The 18,847-nt window shown below is 60.9% G+C and carries 24 protein-coding genes; 3 read left to right on the plus strand and 21 right to left on the minus strand.

All coding sequences use genetic code 11. From position 1 onward, the window contains the following. Positions 1-261 precede the first annotated feature (261 nt). From KJS47_RS04305 to KJS47_RS04395, 19 genes are all read right to left on the minus strand, one after another. Positions 262-1,167 carry a polyprenyl synthetase family protein gene (locus tag KJS47_RS04305; RefSeq protein ID WP_213523079.1) on the minus strand — a complete coding sequence of 302 codons (906 nt, stop codon included), beginning with the start codon at positions 1,165-1,167 and terminating at the stop codon, positions 262-264. Beyond that, positions 1,164-1,418, minus strand: coding sequence for an exodeoxyribonuclease VII small subunit (gene xseB, locus KJS47_RS04310; RefSeq protein WP_213523082.1), 255 nt, complete (start codon positions 1,416-1,418; stop codon positions 1,164-1,166). The genes KJS47_RS04305 and xseB overlap by 4 nt, the downstream gene beginning before the upstream one ends. Continuing rightward, positions 1,405-2,766 carry an exodeoxyribonuclease VII large subunit gene (gene xseA, locus KJS47_RS04315; protein ID WP_213523084.1) on the minus strand — a complete coding sequence of 454 codons (1,362 nt, stop codon included), beginning with the start codon at positions 2,764-2,766 and terminating at the stop codon, positions 1,405-1,407. The genes xseB and xseA overlap by 14 nt, the downstream gene beginning before the upstream one ends. A gap of 84 nt (positions 2,767-2,850) precedes the next feature. Continuing rightward, on the minus strand, positions 2,851-3,720 hold the full coding sequence (folD, locus tag KJS47_RS04320) for a bifunctional methylenetetrahydrofolate dehydrogenase/methenyltetrahydrofolate cyclohydrolase FolD (protein WP_213523086.1): 870 nt from the start codon (positions 3,718-3,720) through the stop codon (positions 2,851-2,853). A 114-nt stretch (positions 3,721-3,834) separates the two neighbouring features. Continuing rightward, positions 3,835-4,281 carry a transcription antitermination factor NusB gene (nusB, locus tag KJS47_RS04325; protein ID WP_213523089.1) on the minus strand — a complete coding sequence of 149 codons (447 nt, stop codon included), beginning with the start codon at positions 4,279-4,281 and terminating at the stop codon, positions 3,835-3,837. 113 nt (positions 4,282-4,394) lie between these two features. Continuing rightward, positions 4,395-4,622 carry a DUF2273 domain-containing protein gene (locus KJS47_RS04330; protein ID WP_213523091.1) on the minus strand — a complete coding sequence of 76 codons (228 nt, stop codon included), beginning with the start codon at positions 4,620-4,622 and terminating at the stop codon, positions 4,395-4,397. 15 nt (positions 4,623-4,637) lie between these two features. Beyond that, complete coding sequence (amaP, locus tag KJS47_RS04335; RefSeq protein ID WP_213523093.1) at positions 4,638-5,198, minus strand: alkaline shock response membrane anchor protein AmaP; 561 nt, start codon at positions 5,196-5,198, stop codon at positions 4,638-4,640. A gap of 176 nt (positions 5,199-5,374) precedes the next feature. Next, on the minus strand, positions 5,375-5,785 hold the full coding sequence (locus KJS47_RS04340) for an Asp23/Gls24 family envelope stress response protein (protein WP_213523095.1): 411 nt from the start codon (positions 5,783-5,785) through the stop codon (positions 5,375-5,377). A gap of 96 nt (positions 5,786-5,881) precedes the next feature. Further along, positions 5,882-7,240, minus strand: coding sequence for an acetyl-CoA carboxylase biotin carboxylase subunit (accC, locus tag KJS47_RS04345; RefSeq protein WP_213523097.1), 1,359 nt, complete (start codon positions 7,238-7,240; stop codon positions 5,882-5,884). 22 nt (positions 7,241-7,262) lie between these two features. Beyond that, on the minus strand, positions 7,263-7,754 hold the full coding sequence (gene accB, locus KJS47_RS04350) for an acetyl-CoA carboxylase biotin carboxyl carrier protein (RefSeq protein ID WP_213523099.1): 492 nt from the start codon (positions 7,752-7,754) through the stop codon (positions 7,263-7,265). Positions 7,755-7,971: 217 nt separating this feature from the next. Next, positions 7,972-8,757, minus strand: coding sequence for a SpoIIIAH-like family protein (locus KJS47_RS04355; RefSeq protein ID WP_213523101.1), 786 nt, complete (start codon positions 8,755-8,757; stop codon positions 7,972-7,974). 124 nt (positions 8,758-8,881) lie between these two features. Beyond that, positions 8,882-9,520: a stage III sporulation protein AG gene (spoIIIAG, locus tag KJS47_RS04360; RefSeq protein WP_213523103.1), complete on the minus strand. Its 639-nt coding sequence runs from the start codon at positions 9,518-9,520 to the stop codon at positions 8,882-8,884. A gap of 81 nt (positions 9,521-9,601) precedes the next feature. After that, positions 9,602-10,366 carry a stage III sporulation protein AF gene (gene spoIIIAF, locus KJS47_RS04365; protein WP_213523105.1) on the minus strand — a complete coding sequence of 255 codons (765 nt, stop codon included), beginning with the start codon at positions 10,364-10,366 and terminating at the stop codon, positions 9,602-9,604. A 63-nt stretch (positions 10,367-10,429) separates the two neighbouring features. Beyond that, positions 10,430-11,659, minus strand: coding sequence for a stage III sporulation protein AE (spoIIIAE, locus tag KJS47_RS04370; RefSeq protein ID WP_213523106.1), 1,230 nt, complete (start codon positions 11,657-11,659; stop codon positions 10,430-10,432). A 20-nt stretch (positions 11,660-11,679) separates the two neighbouring features. Further along, entirely contained in the window at positions 11,680-12,069 is a 390-nt protein-coding gene (gene spoIIIAD / locus KJS47_RS04375; protein WP_213523107.1) for a stage III sporulation protein AD, read from the minus strand. 11 nt (positions 12,070-12,080) lie between these two features. Further along, positions 12,081-12,284: a stage III sporulation protein AC gene (gene spoIIIAC / locus KJS47_RS04380; RefSeq protein ID WP_144935690.1), complete on the minus strand. Its 204-nt coding sequence runs from the start codon at positions 12,282-12,284 to the stop codon at positions 12,081-12,083. Between the two features lie 48 nt (positions 12,285-12,332). Then, positions 12,333-12,851, minus strand: coding sequence for a stage III sporulation protein SpoIIIAB (spoIIIAB, locus tag KJS47_RS04385; RefSeq protein ID WP_213523108.1), 519 nt, complete (start codon positions 12,849-12,851; stop codon positions 12,333-12,335). Next, the gene (spoIIIAA, locus tag KJS47_RS04390; protein WP_213523109.1) at positions 12,845-13,873 is read right to left on the minus strand and encodes a stage III sporulation protein AA; all 1,029 of its coding nucleotides are present in this window, start codon (positions 13,871-13,873) and stop codon (positions 12,845-12,847) included. The genes spoIIIAB and spoIIIAA overlap by 7 nt, the downstream gene beginning before the upstream one ends. 67 nt (positions 13,874-13,940) lie before the next feature. Beyond that, on the minus strand, positions 13,941-14,207 hold the full coding sequence (locus KJS47_RS04395; RefSeq protein ID WP_213523110.1) for a YqhV family protein: 267 nt from the start codon (positions 14,205-14,207) through the stop codon (positions 13,941-13,943). A gap of 165 nt (positions 14,208-14,372) precedes the next feature. Here KJS47_RS04395 and comA point away from each other — a divergent pair, with 165 nt between their 5' ends. The 3 genes from comA to KJS47_RS04410 all read left to right on the plus strand — a co-directional run bounded on the left by comA (position 14,373) and on the right by KJS47_RS04410 (position 16,757). After that, on the plus strand, positions 14,373-15,248 hold the full coding sequence (gene comA / locus KJS47_RS04400) for a phosphosulfolactate synthase (protein WP_213523112.1): 876 nt from the start codon (positions 14,373-14,375) through the stop codon (positions 15,246-15,248). 102 nt (positions 15,249-15,350) lie between these two features. Next, on the plus strand, positions 15,351-16,064 hold the full coding sequence (locus KJS47_RS04405; protein ID WP_213523115.1) for a 2-phosphosulfolactate phosphatase: 714 nt from the start codon (positions 15,351-15,353) through the stop codon (positions 16,062-16,064). A 228-nt stretch (positions 16,065-16,292) separates the two neighbouring features. Beyond that, entirely contained in the window at positions 16,293-16,757 is a 465-nt protein-coding gene (locus KJS47_RS04410; protein WP_213523117.1) for a DUF441 domain-containing protein, read from the plus strand. A 4-nt stretch (positions 16,758-16,761) separates the two neighbouring features. Here the strand turns inward: KJS47_RS04410 and KJS47_RS04415 are convergent, their stop codons facing one another. Both KJS47_RS04415 and efp read right to left on the minus strand, forming a co-directional pair. Continuing rightward, positions 16,762-18,018, minus strand: coding sequence for an aspartate kinase (locus KJS47_RS04415; protein ID WP_213523119.1), 1,257 nt, complete (start codon positions 18,016-18,018; stop codon positions 16,762-16,764). Between the two features lie 241 nt (positions 18,019-18,259). Continuing rightward, positions 18,260-18,817 carry an elongation factor P gene (gene efp, locus KJS47_RS04420; RefSeq protein WP_213523121.1) on the minus strand — a complete coding sequence of 186 codons (558 nt, stop codon included), beginning with the start codon at positions 18,815-18,817 and terminating at the stop codon, positions 18,260-18,262. Positions 18,818-18,847: the final 30 nt, after the last annotated feature.

An 18,847-nucleotide genomic window follows, 5' to 3' on the forward strand; every position in this document is an offset into this window, starting at 1 on the left:
CGATCCTTATTCTATAGGTATAGTAGTGAGACAACCGTTCGCTCCCGATCGGTCCCGGGCGCGCCGGAGTTTATGGGAGACGAGAAGCCGAACCAATAATGAGAATCATTCTCAATACGTTGATTATATCGAATCCCTTCCCATTGAGCAAGAGGTTCCGCGTATTTCTTTATCAATGATTCTCATTCTCACTCGCCAGATAAAAAAAGGAGAGCCGTGTTTGAACCGGCCTCTCCTTGTTCGCCGCCCGCTGGCAGCGGCTCAAAACTCCCGATGCACCAAATAATCCGCAATAGCAAGCAGCTTGTCCGGATGCGGCAGCCCCGCGTCCCGAATCGCTTGCTTCCCGGCCTCGGTTAGGTGCTCCACACGACGGATGGACTCCTCCAGACCGATCAGATACGGATAGGTTACCTTCTGCTGCTTGGCGTCACTGCCCTTGGGCTTGCCGGTCTTGGCCTCGTCTCCCGTCACATCCAGGATATCATCCTGGATCTGGAAGGCGAGACCGATCGAATAGCCAAACTCTTCGAGCGCTCTCAGCTGGACTTCAGTGGCACCCGCCGCGCGTCCCCCCGCCTTGAGCGAGAAGACGATCAAGTCCGCCGTCTTGTGGCGGTGTATGTACTCGAGCTCTTCCAGACTGGTCAGGCCCTGCTCTCCGAGAATATCCGCCACCTGCCCGCCGACCATTCCCTTCGCTCCCGCGTAGGTCGCCAGATCGGCGGTAATGGCGAGCACCTGCTCGGCGGGCACCCCATGCTTCAGTCCCGCCTGCGCCACCGCATGGAACGCATGCGTCAGCAGCGCGTCGCCTGCGAGAATCGCCATCGCCTCGCCGAATACTTTGTGATTCGTCGGCTTGCCTCGGCGAAAATCGTCGTTGTCCATAGCGGGCAGATCGTCATGGATCAGCGAGTAGGTATGCACCATCTCAATTGCGCAGGCGATCGGCATCGCAGCATCCTGGCTGCCCCCAAGCGATTCCGCCGCAGCCAGAACGAGAATGGGACGCAGCCGCTTTCCGCCGGCAAGAAGCGAATACATCATCGCCTCTCTGAGCTGCGGAGGCAGCGCCCAGTCTCCCGGCACCGCCTCGGTCAGCCGGTTCTCGACCAGTGCCGCTTGCGTTCTGAGATAATCCTTCATGTCGATCCCGGATGTCATCCCTGTTCCCCTTCCTCCAGCTGCTGCAGGAACGGCTTCCTGCTCAGGCTGCCGTTCTCATCGATGAGCATCTCGATTCTGCGCTCCACTTGGTCGAGCTTGAGCGTGCACAGCTGAGACAGCTCCATCCCTTGCTGAAACAGCTCGATCGCCTGTTCGAGCGGCACGTCTCCCGTCTCAAGCCGGCCGACGATCTCTTCCAGTTTATCCATCGCTTCCTCAAAGCTGAGTTCCGGTTTATCCGTTGTCATGCTTAGCCTCCTCCATCGACCAGACATGGCAGTCCAGCTGCCCGTCCGTCAGCCGGACCTTGACGATGTCGCCCGGCTGTACCTGGGATATCGATTTGATCAGCGCGTTCTGCTTCTCGTCATAGACGAGGCTGTACCCGCGCTGCATGATCTTGAGCGGACTGAGCGCGTCCAGCTGCCGCACCTGTCCGGCGAACTCCTGCCTCGCGCCTTGGAGCAGCCGGCGCATCGCCATGGCAAGCTGCTTGCCCGACGACTCGGCCCGGCGCCGGGCGTAGACCGCTTGCTGCCGGGGATCCTTGGCCGCCAGCCGGTGCGCCAGCTGAAGCCCGCGCTGCTTCTCCCCCGCGAGCCGGACGCGCATCCGGTAAGCGAGCTGCTCCTTGAGCCGGTCCAGCCGCTCGGCCGGCTGCTGCAGCTGGCGCCGCGGATTGGTGAGATACGGCGAGCGGGCGAGGCGGGACAGCCGCTCGCGCTGCTCCCGGTGCTGCTTGATCAGTCCGCGCTGCAGCCGGCTCGTGAAATAGCCCAGCTGCTGGCGCAGCTCCAGCTGGTGAGGGACAGCCAGCTCTGCAGCGGCCGTCGGAGTAGCCGCCCGCAAATCCGCCACGAAATCGGCTATAGTGAAGTCCGTTTCGTGGCCGACCGCGGAGATGATCGGAATGGCCGATGCGGAGATGCTGCGGGCCACGATTTCTTCGTTGAATGCCCAAAGCTCCTCGAGAGAGCCTCCGCCGCGGCCTACGATCAGCACATCGACCTCCTGCAGCCTGTTGAAGGCCTCGATCGCCCGTACAATCGACGGCGCGGCCTGACGTCCCTGAACGAGTGCGGGGTAGAGGAGCACCGGGACGGACGGGAATCTCCGCTGCAGCGTGATCATAATATCGCGCACAGCGGCTCCTGTCGGAGACGTCACAACCCCGATCGCCCGCGGAAACCGCGGCAGCGGGCGTTTGCGCTCCTGCGCGAACAGCCCTTCCGCCTCGAGCTTCCTCTTGAGCTCTTCGAACGCTTGGTACAGGTTCCCGATTCCGTCCGGCTGCATCTGATTCACATAGAACTGATACTGCCCGTCCCGCTCGTAGACCGAGATGCTGCCGCGTGCCATGACGCGCGTCCCTTCCTTGGGCAGGAACGACAGCCTCTGGTTGTAGGAAGCGAACATAATGCTCTTGAGCCGGCTTTGGGCGTCCTTCAGTGTAAAATACATGTGGCCGCTCGAGTGGTGGGTGAAGTTCGAGATTTCTCCTCTCACCCAGATATTTTGAAGCTGGCGGTCTCCCTCCAGCTTCAGCTTGATGAATTTGTTCAGTTCCTTTATGGAAAAAACGGATTCCTGCGTCATTAGTCATCCGCCTTTCTTGCGTGAAAGTAAAATCCGGCTGCCTCAGGGGAGTGCCCTGCGAGGCGCCGGACGAGCGAAACGCTTCTAGGCGCGGCTCTCTCCTGCCAGCTGCCCGGCCGCCATCAGCGTATTCGCCAGAAGCATCGTGATGGTCATCGGACCTACGCAGCCCGGCACGGGAGTCAGATAGCCGGCCACCTCGGCAACGTCGTCGTAATCGACGTCGCCAACCAGCTTGCCGGTCGATTCAAGCCGGTTCATGCCGACATCCACTACGACAGCTCCCGGCTTAACATGCTTGCGCGTAATCAAATGGGCCCGTCCAACGGCCACGACTAGAATGTCGGCTTGCTTGGTGATCTCTTCCATATTCGGAGTCCGGGAGTGACAGACGGTGACGGTCGCGTTCTCCTGAAGCAGCAGCATCGCCATCGGCTTGCCGACGATGTTGCTGCGTCCGACGACGACGGCATGCTTGCCCGCGATCTCGATGCCCGTACGCTTCAGAATCTGGATGACGCCGGCCGGCGTGCAAGGCAGGAAGCTCGGCTTGCCGATCATCAGGTTGCCGACATTGACAGGATGGAAGCAGTCGACGTCCTTGGCCGGGTCGACGGCGTCGATGACGGCGTTCTCGTCGATATGGGCTGGAGGCGGCGACTGTACTAGAATACCGTGTATGGTCGGCTTCGCATTCAGCTCGGCGATAAGTGCCAGCACGTCCTCCTGCGTCGTCTCCGCAGGAAGCTTGTGCACCTCGGAATAAAAGCCCACTTCCTCGCAAGCTTTGGCCTTGTTGCGGACATAGACGGCCGACGCCGGATCGTCGCCTACGAGGACGACGGCCAGTCCCGGTTTCACGCCTGTCCGTTCCTCAAGTTGTCTCGCCTCCTGGGCAATCTCTTCCCGAATGGAGCCGACTATCGCTTTCCCGTTGATTCTTACCGCTGTCATATCCGTTTCCTCCTCGGTCTCTTACAGTCTCGACTTTCAGTTTACCTGTTTGCGCAAAACATGTAAAGCCGAAATAAACCGAGGAGACACTCGATGAATGTTCGGATTTTGACTCTATTTTTGCTTCAACTTTTCGATGTCCTGGATCATTTTCCCCAAAACGCCATTGACGAATTTGCCCGACTCTTCCGTGCCGAAGTGCTTGGACAGCTCGATCGCTTCGTTCACGACAACTTTGGGCGGGACATCCTCGCGATAGACCATCTCGTACGCGGCGAGGCGCAATATTTCGCGGTCCACGCGGGACAGCCTGTCCAGCTTGTAGCCTTTGATATACCCCTCAAGCAAGCTGTCGATCGCCGAAACGTTCGTCCGTGTGCCGGTCACCAGCTCCTCGATATAGGAAGCGCTGATCTTGCCGTCCTTCACATCCAGTCCGGCTTCGTTCTCGCTTTCCGCCTCTTCTATGGCGATGGCGATCGCCTCCTTCGGCGTCACCTCGTTCATCTGCATCTGATATAAGCTTTGCAGCGCAATTTCTCTGGCCAATCGGCGTTTCATCCATTTTCCTCCTAGATTCTCAGGCATGCGGGCGTTTCTTTGGCTGATTTTCCCCAATAAAAAACCTGCGCAGGCAAGTCCCTCGACCGGAACCGTTGCCCTAGCAGGAGGATTTAGCGGAACATTCTCCATCTTTCCGTCAACCAACGCCATATTTGCTCGACATTCAGGCCGGGGTCCTGCAAATCGATCTTTTTTCCAACATAATACCCGATAAACGCGATAAAAGCAAAAATTAGCATGTCCCAGAACCCGAAGAACAAGTAAATAACTCCGAGTCCCAGGCCCATGGCCGTGCCGACCGTCTTACCCGGATGCCGTTCCCATAATTGTCGCCACATTCCGGAGCCTCCCCTCTACTCGACCCGGCTTTTGAACGTGGGAGAGGTTTGGACGATATTCGCTACGAAGACCGAAACGACAGCGACCGGAATGCCGGTAATCTCCTCCACGTGCGTCTTCACGGCCGTTTGGACCTCCTCCGTCAAATCGGGAATGGAGGTTTCCCCATCTATGATCGTCCGGATCTCGATCTCGATTCCGGCATTGCTGACACGGACGCGCGCCTTCAGGTCCCGCACGCCGCGCGACCGGCTGGCGGCCTTGAGGGCCAGGTTCTCCACCGTCTCCAGAGAAATGCGGATATCGCCGAATTCGGTCCGCTGGTCTATGGAGGCATGGTTCGTGCGCGTCGGACGCACAGCAATGACGAACAGGCGGATCGCAATCAGCAGCACAACCACCATCGTGACGATGAACGCCGCGGCAGGTACATTCTCGTGGTACACTCTAGCGACGAAGGCATTCGTCTCCTTCTCAGGGATCCAGTTGAAGGCGGCCACGAGCAGGACGGCCGAGGCGCCTATTGCGAACAAGCTAAAAAGAAATATGAGAAATCGGTCGATGATTTTGGCCACGGGGCTTGTCCCTCCTCGGATCTAGTTCGTCCCCAAGACGTCCGCTTCTGTCTCCGCCGCGCTGTCTGCCTGGAACATTCTTGGGACTTCTTCCCGACGGAAGAAGCGTCTCTTTCTATAGGAAACCCCCTGTGCGTGCCAGGGGGTTTGCCTCTTGCATGAACCTATAGGGCAGACTACTTGACCCGGAGAGCCGCCGTCTCGTCTTCCGGCGCCTTCTCGGCGGTCTTGAAATGAACGTCATGAATATGGACGTTCACTTCCACGACGTCGAGGCCGGTCATCGACTCGATAGCCTGCTTCACGTTGCGTTGAATTTCACTGGCAAGGTCGGGAATCTTGGTACCGTACACGACAATGATCGAGACGTCGATCGCTGCTTCCCGTTGCCCAACTTCCACCTTCACGCCCTTGGACAGATTCTTGCGTCCGAGAAGCTCCGCGATACCTCCGGCGAAGCCGCCGCTCATGCCGGCCACCCCTTCCACCTCGATCGTCGCGAGACCCGCGATAACCTCGATGACTTCGGGGGCGATTTGAATATGACCCAGATCGGTTTGCTCGTAATCCGGTGCAATTGTGTTCATCCCAACCTACCTCCTGATCGCATGCAGACCGGGCTGCGCCGGGTCTGTCTTATAGTAAATACTATACCACCCTGTCATTCTTATGACAAATAACGATCAGGACAGCGGGTCGTTCACATCGTGCTCCTCGAGAAACTTGATATCGAAGCTTCCGTCGAGGAAACGCCGGTGCTCGAGCAGCTTCAGATGGAAAGGAATGGTCGTCTTGATTCCGTCCACTGCGAATTCCGCTAGCGCACGCTTCATCCGGGCGATGGCCTCGTCCCGGGTCGGCGCCCAGACGATCAGCTTGGCGATCATCGAGTCGTAGTGGGGCGTAATCGTATAGCCGGGGTAAGCCGAGCTGTCCACACGGACGCCGAGGCCTCCGGGTGGCAAATAGAAGTCGATTCGGCCCGGCGACGGCATGAACCCGCGGTTCGGGTCCTCCGCGTTGATGCGGCACTCGATAGCCCATCCGTCGATCTCGACATCCTCCTGCCGGAACGACAGCGGCTCGCCCTCGGCGACCCGGATCATCTCCTTAATAAGATCGACGCCGGTGATCATCTCGGTCACCGGATGCTCGACCTGAATGCGCGTGTTCATCTCCATGAAGTAGAACTGGCCGTCAGGCCCGAGCAGGAATTCGAGCGTTCCCGCTCCCGAGTACTGAACCGCCTGGGCGGCGCGCACGGCGGCCGCGCCCATCCGCTCGCGGATCTCCGGCGTCAGAATCGGGCAGGGCGCCTCCTCCACTAGCTTCTGGCGGCGGCGCTGGACCGAGCAGTCGCGCTCGCCCAGATGGACGACGTTGCCATGCTTGTCCGCAATGATCTGGATTTCGACATGCTTCATGCCGGTCAAATATTTTTCGAGATAGACGCCGGCGTTGCCGAATGCCTTTTGGGCTTCCTGCTGGGCTGTCGTGATCTGGGACACGAGCGACTCCTCGTCCTCGGCGATCCGAATTCCCTTGCCGCCGCCGCCGGCCGTCGCCTTGATGATGATCGGATAGCCGATCTCTCGGGCAATGCGCACCGCGTCGTCGAGGTCCTCGACGAGGCCGTCCGAGCCCGGAATGACCGGGACGTCCGCGTCCTTCATCGTCTGCTTGGCGACGGACTTGTCGCCCATCTTGCTGATCGCTTCCGGCGAAGGGCCGATGAACGTAATATTGCAGCTCTCGCAGATCTCCGCAAAATCGGCGTTCTCGGCAAGAAAGCCGTAGCCCGGGTGGATGGCGTCAGCCTCGGTCAGCGTGGCGACGCTCATCAGATTCGTTAAGTTTAAGTAGCTGTCCTTGGACAGCGTCGGTCCAATGCAGTACGCCTCATCGGCGAGCTTGACATGCAGCGACTCGCGGTCCGCCTCGGAATATACGGCAACCGAATAGATGCCGAGCTCCCGGCAGGCGCGGATAATCCGCACCGCGATTTCGCCGCGGTTGGCAATAAGTACCTTCTGAAACTTCATGGTTTCCCTCCTGAAAGCTAGCTTATTCCGGCTTGACCAGGAACAGGGGTTGTCCGTACTCGACGAGCTGCCCGTTCTCTACCAGCACCTCGACGATCTCTCCGTTCACTTCCGCTTCGATCTCGTTCATCAGCTTCATCGCTTCCACGATGCAGACGACGGTTTTCTCTTTAACCCGGGAGCCTGCGCTGACATAAGGGGGCGCGTCCGGCGACGGAGCGTGGTAGAACGTTCCGACCATCGGCGAAGCGATTGTATGTAAATGGGATTTGTCGGCAGCCGGCGATTCCACGTTGACTTCGGAATGCACGGACACCTGCGGAGCCGCGGGCTGGGCCTGGGGAGCCGCATATGCAGCCGCAGGTACCGCCGGCTGGGCCGCCACGACGATCTGCTCCGGCTTGCCGGGCTTCCGGATCAGCAGCTTGCTGCCTTCGTTTTGAATTTCCAACTCTTCAAGAGAGGACTGATCGACGAGTTTAATCAGTTCCTTGATCTCGCTCAATTTGAACATTCGGTGTTCACTCCTTTAGTGTTTGTGAAGCAGGAGGAACAGGTCCCGGCCTGCCGTCACCGCAACGTTGCTATTATATCACAAACCCGTCAAATGGAAAGAGTCCAGCCTGGACCGGACTCTTTCGCGCTTTTGGCGAGCTTTGACGGGGATTGGCGGCGGGACAGGGACGCTGTCGAACGTTCCGAGAGACCGCGCCCCGAATGCTGTCGCCGGTTTACGGGATGTACTGCACCGTCACCTTCTCGGGCCCTACGTTCATCTCCTGCATGACGAGATCGACGATGCTCGTAGCCTGGCTCTTCTCCAGCTTGGCGGCCTGCACGGTCACCTTCCACTTGCTCGATTCCTCGGTCACGAGAACGTTTTGGAAGTCCTTGCCGAGCTTGGTCTCGATGTTGTCAACTTTGGCTTCGTTCTGCTCCATCAGCTGCAGCTGCTCCGTCGCCTTGCTGATCTCCTCGAGCGTCCGCTTGCTGTCGGTGTTGGAGACGATGGCGAGCAGGTCGCTCGCTTTTTTGGTGAGCTCTTCATGACGCTTCATTTCAAGGCTGGAGAAATAATCCTGGCCGGACTTCGCGCTCGTCTCAAGCGATTTGATCACCTCGGCGTCCGACTTTTTGCCGTCCTTTGCCGCGGTGGCCGACGACTTGGAGGCATCGGCAGATTTGGCTGCATCTGCCGATTTGGCTGCATCCGCCGATTTGGCCGCATCCGCCGACTTGGCTGCATCCGCTGATTTGGCGGCATCGCCCGTTTTTGCGGCGTCAGCCGACTTGGAGGCGTCTGCCTGCACATTGCCGGAGACGGCTTTGTCCGCCTGCTTGGAGGTATCGGCCGGCGCTCCGGCCTGCGTCGAATCCACCTTGATCTGCTCGAGCATCGATCCTTCCGCGTTCAGCTCCAGCTTGCTGACGTCCTCGGTGAAGAGGTAGTAGGCCGACAGGACGACCATCAGACTGAGCATGGAGACCAGCCAAATCGTTTGACGCTTCGTATTCATGCTTGTTTCCTCCCTTTTTTTGCTATGAGATCTATGAGCTTCCGCGGTCCGGACTCCCGTCTATCGGCGGAAGATCCAGCCTGGATCAGCTTCTTCCTTCAGACAGGCGCCATGGCGCCTCGGGTTACTGCTTTCGTGGAACGACCGAGATTTTCGTGACGGGAACGTCCAGTCCCCGCTCAACGGCCTCGGCAATCAGTTTTTTTACGGTAGCATTCTCGGCCCCCCGGGCTACGACAACGACGCCTCGGATTTTGGGCTTCGTCGTCTTCAGGATGAGAGGCCCCTCGCCCCCGCTTCCCTGCCCGCTCGCGACCGTACCGCTGCGGGAGACATTCGAGCTGACCCGGTTGCCGCCGTTCTGGTCCCGCTCGGTGATCGTCTGCTGATTCTCCGTCGTATTCTTCTCAACGGTCACCTCCTCCGTCGAATCTACGGTCACCATAACCTCGACCTCTCCGACTCCCACGATCTTCTGCAAAATGTCGCGCAGCTGGTTTTCGTAAGCTTCCTCGTACTGGCGAAAGCCCGTCTGCTCCTTGCCCGCCGCGCTCTGCGACGCCGCGGGCTGGCTTCCTCCGGGAGGAGAAGCGCGCCCCGTGCCGATCGGATCGACATCCTTGACCGTCAGGAACGAATTGAGAATCATGAGCGCCGCTCCCAGGAGACCGACCAAGAGCAGCCACCGGAAGGTGCGGATCCGCTTCGGACCGCCTTCTCCGCCGCCCAGCCGGCTCTCCAGCACCTTGAGCCAGTTCGCCATTTCGCTCCTCCCCTTTCGTTATCGAATCCCGACCGGCGGCGTTCAGACGCCTGCTGCCTGCCGATTTGCCGGGGCTGTGGCTTATCCGGCTTCAAAGATGACCGCCACCCGGTCAGCCGGGACAGCCCACTCGCGCTGCAGCAGACCGCGAATCCGCTCCCGCCGCTGCGCCTGCTCCTCCCGGTCGGCCGCTCCCGGCGTTGCCGATGCGGAGCTTGCGACCGTACCGGTGGCGCCCATCGAGCCGGTGGCGCCGCCGCCCAGCGTCACGTTCACCGGCGCCACCGGCTCGACCGTACGCCGGCCCGGGGGGACTCCCGACGGGGCGGGCGTTCCGACGGTCCCGCCAGCGGCGCCGGACGCCGGGGAGGCCGGCAGGCGGACCGCGACGCTCGCTACCTCCGCCCGCTGGCGGTCGTCGAATCGAAGCGCTACGGTCACGTCCCGCGCCGCCTCGCCCTCCGCCCGCAGCTGCTCGGCGATGCGCTCCGCCAGCTGCCGCTCGGCCAGCTCAGCCGCCTGCTTGCGGACCGATGCGCTGCGCTGCTCCGCCTCTCGAACAATCGTCTCGAGCGCGGGGATGGCGCGCGCTTCCTGCGCCGGACTGCCTGAGGCTGACCCTCTCCCTGCGTCGTTCTCGAGCGCCGCCCGGGTCAGCCGCTCCGCGTCCCATTTGCTCCCCACCAGCCGGAACACGGGCGTCAGCAGGACGACGAGCAGGAAGAGACTGATCACGGTCTTGACGTAGCGCTGCAGCGACTGGTTCGGCAGCAGCAGGTCGACGAAGGAGGCGAGGAGCAGCAGGACGATCAGCTCCTTCAGCCAGCTGGCGATCCACTGCATCATGCCGCTCCCCTCCTTTCTCCGCCTTGCCGGCCTCTGAATCTATCCCTGGCTCCTCGGTCCGGTTCAGCGCATCATAACCGATACGTTGCCCGCGGCGATCATGATCGTAATGGCCAGGAAAAACATGAGTCCGACTGCGGCCAAGGCCGCGAACACATAGATCATGCTTTTGCCGATCGTCTGCAGGCAGCCGATGATCGGGCTGTTCCCAAGCGGCTGCAGCACGGCCGCGCAGCCGTTGTAGATGAGCGACAGCGTCAAAATCTTGATCGCCGGGAAGGCGCACAGGATGATGATGATGACGACGCCCGCCAGGCCGACGGCGTTTTTGACAAGCAGCGACGCTCCGATCACCGTGTCCGAGGCATCCGAGAACATCCGCCCGACGACGGGGACGAAGTTGCCGGCGATGAACTTGGCCGTCCGCAGCGTCACGCCGTCCCGGATCCCGCCCGACATTCCCTGGACGGAGACGACGCCTAGGAAGACGGTGACGAACAGCCCGAGCAGGCCGATCGCGCCCGACCGCATCAGGTTGGCGAGCTGGGTGACCTTGTACCGCTCTGAGATCGAGCTGACGATGTGCAGGATGACCGAGAAGAACAGAAGTGGGAAAACGACGGTGTAGATGGCGGTCCCGAGCGTGTAGATCATGAAGATGATGAGCGGGTGGAGCACCGCTACTGTCGTGACGTTGCCCATGGAGGCCAGCAGCGTCAGGAGCAGCGGCACGACGGCGACCATGAACTGGATCATCTCGGTGATCGCTTCCTTCGCATAGCCGATGCCGATGGAGAAGCTGTTGACCGCGATGACGATCAGGACCAGATACGAGATGGCGAAGGCAACCTTGCTGACCGCCTGCTTCTCGAAGGCGCTTTGCAACGTTTCCAGAATCATGCTGAAGACGGTCAAGACGACAATAGTGCCGAGCAGCTTGCTGTTCACGATGATTTCGTGAAACAGATACTTGAGCAGTCCTTTGAGCAGCGCGCCGAGCGACAGGCTTCCGTTTCCGAGCAGAAGCTCGGCAAAGGACGGTGTCTTGGATTCCGGCAAGTAGCCCCCGTATTCCTTCATGAGCCGGTCCCAGTACTGCTCGACCTCGTCGGTGGGCAGACGTTCCGCCTGCTCTTGAACAAGCGTGTCGGCGGGTCCCGCCGTCCGGGATGCCGCTTCCGCCGCGAGGACGGCGGGCCCTGACGCCCCAAGTACAGAGGCGGTCAGCAGGAGCAGGAGCAGCAGAAAGGTTCGGCATATAGTCGGTTTCACAGGTCGATCGCTCCTTCGCATCCGGTGCCTTGCGGCCGGCATCAAGCGGGCATCAGCTTCACCACCGTTTCGATTATGACGCTGATGATCGGTATCGCCATGGCCAGGATGAGAATTTTGCCCGTCAGCTCGATCTTGGAGGCGATGGATTCTTGTCCGGCATCGCGCACGATTTGTGCGCCGAATTCCGCGATGTAGGCAACCCCGATGACTTTCAGAATCGTCTTCAGGAAGACGGGGCTCACCTCAGATTTCGTCGCCAGGTCCTGGAGCACGTGGATGACCGACGAGATTTTGCCGAGCAGGAAGAGGAAGATCGCAAGCCCCGTAAAGGCAGCGAGCAGAAACGCGAACAGCGGCGATTGTCCCTTCAGCACGAGGATAAGAATGGTGGCAATGAGCCCGATCCCGACCACCTGGATGATTTCCATAGCCGTTCCTCCTATTGAAAGAGGAAGATCGTTTTGATTTCGCGGAACAAGTCGTTCAGCATGCTCACCACCATGAACAGCACGACGACAAACCCGATCACGGTCACCCAATGCGCCATGTCCTCTTTGCCCATCTGCTTCAGCACCGTGTGGATCATGGCGATGATGATGCCGATGCCCGCTATTTGAAAGATGGCGTTAACGTCGACATTCATAGGCGGCACCTCATTTGTGTTTCCCACATCCTTTGCTCCGGCGGGCTTCTAGTACATCAGGACGACGAGCAGCGCGCCGGCCAGCACCCCCAGGCTTTTCCACATGCTGCCGAAGCGGCGGTTCTGCTCCGCCGCTTCGGTCTCCTCCGCCTGCAGCTGCGCCACGGCCAGCTTGAGATGCTGGCGCTGGTCCTCGCGGTCGGAGACGCCGAGCGAGTAGGCGAGCTGCCGGAGCACCTCCCGCTCCGCCTCGCGCAGCGCGGTCCCCGCCCAGCTCTCCTCGACCGCCTGCTGCCAGCAAGCCTCGGCCGTCAGCTGGCCCGGCCCGAGGAGCCGGTCCGCCGCGCCGCGGAAGATGCGGGCGACCGGCTCCGAGAGCGGGCGGCCGGCGGAGGCGAGCGCCTCGGCGAGCGGCGTCATGCCGTAGGCGATCTCCGTTTCGAGCCGCTGAAGCGCCTGGATCAGCTCGCGGATCTGCCGCGGGCGGCGGGCCAGAGCGAGCGACTGGGCGAAGCCCGCCATCGTGCCGGCAAAGAGGAGAAGCGCCGCACCGATGAGCTTCAGCACCTCGCCCCACCTCCTCCCGCTGCGCCGGACATGCCGGCGGGACTTGCCGCGCCCGCCGGGTCGAGCCGGCGCCCGTCGCGGCCGTAAATGGCGGCGGCGGTCGGAGCACCGCGGGTCCGGCGAAGCAGAAGCGTCCGGGCGAACGCGCCGTCCTCGAGCAGCCGGCGGAGCACCGGACGGCGCTTCGCATCCTCAAGCGAGCCCGCGTGCGCCGTCAGCACGACGCGGATGCCGGCATGCGCGGCCTCCAGCACCGCTTCGGCGTCCTCCGGCCGTCCGATCTCGTCGGCGATCAGCACGTGGGGCGAGAGAGAGCGGATCATCATCATCATCCCCTCCGCCTTCGGACAGCCGTCCAGCACGTCCGTCCTCGGGCCGACGTCGAAGGTCGGCACGCCTCGGACGCAGGCGGCGATCTCGGACCGCTCGTCGACGACTGCGACCTTAAGAGGCGCAAGCCGTCTGGACACTCCTGCCGGTCCCCCGCCGCTGCTGAGCAGCCGAGCGAGGTCCCGGATCACGGTGGTCTTGCCCTGCTGCGGCGGCGAGAGCAGGAGCGTGGAATGGACACCGGCTCCGCCTTCCTCGAGCAGATAAGGCAGGATTGCCTCCGCGGCCCCTTTCCATTCGCGTGCGATTCGCAAATTGAAGCCTGCGATGTCGCGCAGCAGCTTGACCTTGCCCTGTTCCACGACGGCTCGGCCGGCGAGGCCGACCCGGTGCCCACCGGCCATCGCCAAATACCCTTTCTTCAATTCCTCTTCTCTCGTGTACACCGAATGCTCGGTCAGCAGGTCGAGCAGTATCCGGCAGTCATCTCTCGTCGGCCGGTAGGCAGCCTCGGCCGAGGACGTCAAGACGCCCGTCGGCGTAACGAAAGACGAATCTTCCGCCAGATAGATCTCGAGAGGCCGGCCTTCGCGGATTCTCACTTCCTCCACCAGTGCCGCCGTCTGCGCGGGCAGCCGGGTCAGGGCGGAGCGCAGAGGCGGCGGCAGGACGGCGGTGATGGATTCTAGCATATGGCTCCCCCCAAGTTGTCCGGTTCTCTACAACATTCATATGAGTCCGGACAGGCGGATAGACCGTCTACTTTTTGAGAATGCCGACAAAGATGCAGCAGACGCCTGCAAAAATCCAGACCAGCTTGCCTATCGACAGCTTCTCGGCTATCCCTATCAATCCGATACTCGTGGTAGTTAATAGAACCAGCGGGCCGACGACCGCGAGAGACGAGTTGACCAGGAGCGCCTTGTCCACCTGGTTCAGCCTCAGCATGAGGAGCGCTGCCGCAATTTCCAGAGAGCCCGACAACAGCCGCAGCGAGGCCATGCTCATAACGATTTTATTCAGCAACGCAACGTACCTCCCGATTCCGTTCTCAGCTAGGCGGAGGGTGTCTCCGCGAGCTTGTTCTACTATATGCGGGCTCGTCAGCAATTAGGATGGTGGGCACACCCCTATTTGGAGACGCATATGATGCGGCATAGCTATTGAATCCTTGAAGCGAGGAGTATGGATATGGACGCAACCTCTCATGCCGTCTGGCCGGACGCCCTGCTCGATCCGACGGGTCGGCGTTCCCGGAAGCCCCGCACCAGCGGACGCACGATGGTAATCGACAAAGGACTCGGCCTGTTCGCCCTGCGCGATCTGCTCGATACGGCTGCCGCCTACATGGATATGATCAAATTCGGCTTCGGTACGCCCTCCCTGTACACCCCCGCCCTTCTTCGCGACAAAATCCGGCTGTGCAAGGAACGCGGCCTGATCGTGTTTCCCGGCGGCACCTTCCTGGAGGTGGCCGTGGCAAACGGTTTGGAAGCCGACTATTTCCGCACGATTCGGAAGCTCGGCTTTACGGCGGTTGAGGTGTCCGACGGCACGATCGATCTGGACCGCCGGACGCGCACCGAGCTGATCGAGCGCGGCCTCAATGCCGGACTGACCGTCTATACGGAATACGGCAAAAAATGCTGGGGCTCGACGATTGAGGTCGATGCGCTCATCGAGACGGTTAAGGAGGACATTCGCATCGGCGCCGAGCTGGTGACCATCGAAGGAAGAGAATCGGGCACCGGCGTCGGCATCTTCGATGAAAATGGGGCCTGCAAGGACGACGAAATCCGCAGCGTGCTCGCACGGATCCCGAGTCCGGGCCTCCTCCTGTGGGAAGCTCCCCAAAAGAGCCAGCAGGTGCATCTGCTCAACATGCTCGGTCCCGATCTCAATCTGGGCAACGTGGCCCCGCAGGAGGTGCTCGCGCTAGAAGCGCTGCGCCGCGGCCTGCGGTCCGATACGTTCCATTACGGCGTCGACCGGAGGGAGCGCAAGCCCGAAGCGGAAGAGCACAAGGCTTACATCGCCGGAATGAAGGAACCGCCGATCAGCTTATAGCCAACCTTTCCTCTCTCTTTTGCACACAATGCAAGAGGACGTCTGCACACAAAAACCCCCTTTGGCGGCTATCACCAAAGGGGGCTTGGAGGGAAATCAGACATGCGTCTCACTGTTCTGGGCACGCTGCAGGAAGCGTTGCCCGCCGTCTGCCAGGAGCGCACCGTCATCGTGCTCGATGTGTTGCGCGCCACGACGAATATGGTGACGGCGCTTGAAGCCGGCGCCCTGTCGGTGCTGCCGGTCCGCCATCCGGCGGAAGCAATCGGCCGGCGCCGGGAAGGCTGCCTGCTCGCCGGGGAACGGGAATGCGTGCGGATTGAAGGCTTCGACCTCGGGAATTCGCCCCTCGAATTCCGCGAGGAAACCGTGGCCGGCAAGCACATCATTATGACGACGACGAATGGTACGGAAGCTGTCCGGCTCACCGGGCCCGAAGCCGCCGCCGTCCTCGTCGGCTGCCTGCGCAACGCGACCGCCTGCGCGGAAACCGCTGCGGGGTTTGGCCGGGACATCGTCCTTGTCTGTGCCGGCACCAAAGGGCACTACTCCTTCGAGGACGGCATAGGCGCCGGACTGATCGCAGACCGGCTTGTCCGGCTGCTCGGCGGGGAGGCGGAGCCCGACGACCTGGCCGTCACGCTGATGGAGGCATGGCGGCAGACGGCGCCTCGTCTTACGGAGCGGCTGCTCGCCTGCGAGAACGGCCGCCGGCTGACCCGGCTCGGTTTCGCGGAAGACGTTCGCTTCTGTGCAACGACCGATGCGACGCGCGTCGTTCCGCTGCTCGCCGGCAGCGAGCTGATTGCCTGGTAGTCCCGCCGCGATTGTCCGGCATCATTTCCCTTTTGCCCGTTCTCGACGGGATGTCAGGAGACGGGCATTGGGCTGCGAGCCGGACTCCGGCCGATTCCAACCCGCATCGCTGTAGTGCACCTCTTTTGCGAGGCGCGTTCCGGGAGCCGGACAGGCGGATGGTCTAATCGGGGGCATTTCCTTCATAAGATGAGTAGAGAATCCATCGGACAAGGGGAAATGCCCATCATGAACGGTACGATCGTACTCGTCGCTCTCATCCTCATCGGCCTGCTCGGCCGCTCGCCGATTATTGCGACCGCCTCCTGCATCCTGCTCGTCGTCAAGCTGGTCAGTCTCGACCGCTACTTGCCCGGCATCGAACGGCGGGGCCTGGAATTCGGTCTCCTGTTCCTGACTATGGGCGTGCTCGTCCCGTTCGCGAACGAACGGATTCAGATGAAGGAAGTCGCCGCGGTGTTCACCTCGTGGCCCGGCATCCTCGCCCTTATAGGAGGCGCCGTCGCCACGTACATGAACGGAAAAGGGCTCGCGCTATTAAAAATAGACCCACAGCTCATTGTGGGTCTCGTCATCGGTTCGATCTTCGGGATTGTGTTCCTGCGGGGCATCCCGGTCGGCCCTCTCATGGCCGCCGGGATCACCGCACTACTGATGAAGGTATTCCAGTTCCTGTTCGACCGGTTCTCCTGAACGGTTAGCGTCGTTCGGACGGGCCTCCGACGAACGCCTGCTCCTGCGTATCCAGGCCGTACGCAGTATGGAGCGCCTGCACCACATCGTTCAGACGGGAGCCTTCGATGACGCACGATACCTTGATCTCGGACGTGCTGACCATGTTGATGCTGACGCCGAGCGACGAGATGGAGTCGAACATCTTAGCGGCCACACCCGGATTGCTGACCATGCCCGCTCCGACAACGGAAACCTTGACGAGGTTGCCCTCCGGGATCGCTTCGCGGTAGCCCATCTCCGGCTTCAGCCGGTCGATGACCGTCATCGCCTTGTCGCAGTCGTTCGAGGAGACGCTGAACGAGAAGTCGGCCAGTCCGCTCGTTACCCCGCTCTGGACGATAATATCCACGTCGATTTGCTCGGCTGCCAGGGCGTTGAACACCTTAGCCAGCTGCCCCACCTTCTCCGGAACTCCGAGAATGCTGATTCGGGACACATTTTTGTCAAAGGCAATGCCCCGTACGACAACCCCTTGTTCCATGACCGCTTCCTCCTTCACATATGTACCTTCATGATTGGTAAAGCTCGACCGCACGACGAGCGGCACCTGGTTATGCTTGGCGTATTCGACCGCGCGCGGGTGCAGCACCGCCGCCCCGAGGTGGGCCAGCTCGAGCATCTCGTCGTAAGAAATTTCCTTTAGCTTGCGCGCGACCTTGACGACGCGGGGATCGGTCGAATAAACGCCGTCCACGTCCGTATAGATCTCGCATAAATCGGCGTTGATCGCCGCCGCCAGCGCTACCGCCGTCGTATCGGAGCCGCCGCGTCCAAGCGTGGTGATCTGGCCGTCCTCCGTCATGCCCTGGAAGCCCGCCACGATGACGATCTTGCCTTCCTCGACCGCCTGCAGCACGCGAGACGGCTGGATGTCGGTAATGCGTGCCTTGCCGTGCACCGCTTCGGTCATCATGCCTGCCTGCCAGCCCGTGAAGGAGACCGCCTGCTTGCCGAGATTCTGAATGGCCATGGACAGCAGCGCAATGGATACCTGCTCGCCCGTCGACAGCAGCATGTCCATCTCGCGTGCCGGCGGCTGGCCGTCATAAAGTTGTTTGGACAGATCGATCAGATCGTCCGTCGTATCTCCCATCGCCGAGACGACAACCACGCAGCTATGTCCTTCTTCTTGTCTCGCTGCGATCCGTCCCGCGACGCGCTTCATGCGTTCGGCGTCGCCGACGGAGCTTCCCCCAAATTTCATAACGATAAGTGCCAAGCTGCTTCACTCCCACCCATGCTTTTAACAGTTCCTAATTATAGCACATGTTCCGGGAATTGTGGACGACAGACTTTGACATTGTACAGCGTTGCCGCCTCTCTCCGGTCTACTGCCTATCCTTCTGGAATCCCTGCTCCCGGATGCGGCTGACCAGGTCCGTCTCTCGCCCGGTCGCATACCAAACAGCCCTCCCGCCTGCAGCGGAAGGGCTGTCGTTTCGTGAAGCATCTGCGTCAAGTTATGCGCGGGAGATGTACTTGCCTTCGCGGGTGTCGATGAGCAGCACGTCGCCTTCGTTGATGAAGAGCGGCACCTGCACGGTCAGGCCGGTTTCCAGCGTGGCGTTCTTGGTAGCGCCAGTCGCCGTGTTGCCTTTGATGCCCGGTTCGGTTTCGGTTACCTTGAGCTCGACGCTGTTCGGCAGGTTGATGCCGAGAATCTCGCCCTGGTAGCTGATGATATGCACGTTCATGTTTTCCTTGAGGAACTTGAGCTCCCACTCCAGCTGCGACGACGGCAGCGTGAACTGGTCGTAGGTTTCCGTATCCATGAACGTATGCTCGGTGCCCGCGGAATACAGGTACTGCGTCTCGCGGTTCTCGATATGCGCTCTTACGACCGTCTCGCCGGCGCGGAACGTCTTTTCATTGATGTTGCCGTTGCGCATGTTCTTCAGCTTGGAGCGGACGAAGGCTGCGCCCTTGCCCGGCTTCACGTGCTGGAACTCGATGACGGAGAACAGGTCTCCATCCACTTCAATGGTCAAACCTGTACGAAAATCGTTAACTGAAATCACTTGTGATTCCTCCTTGGGTGTGGAAAGCTG

Origin of the sequence: Paenibacillus sp. J31TS4, assembly GCF_018403265.1 — a bacterium.
Lineage (GTDB): Bacteria > Bacillota > Bacilli > Paenibacillales > NBRC-103111 > J31TS4.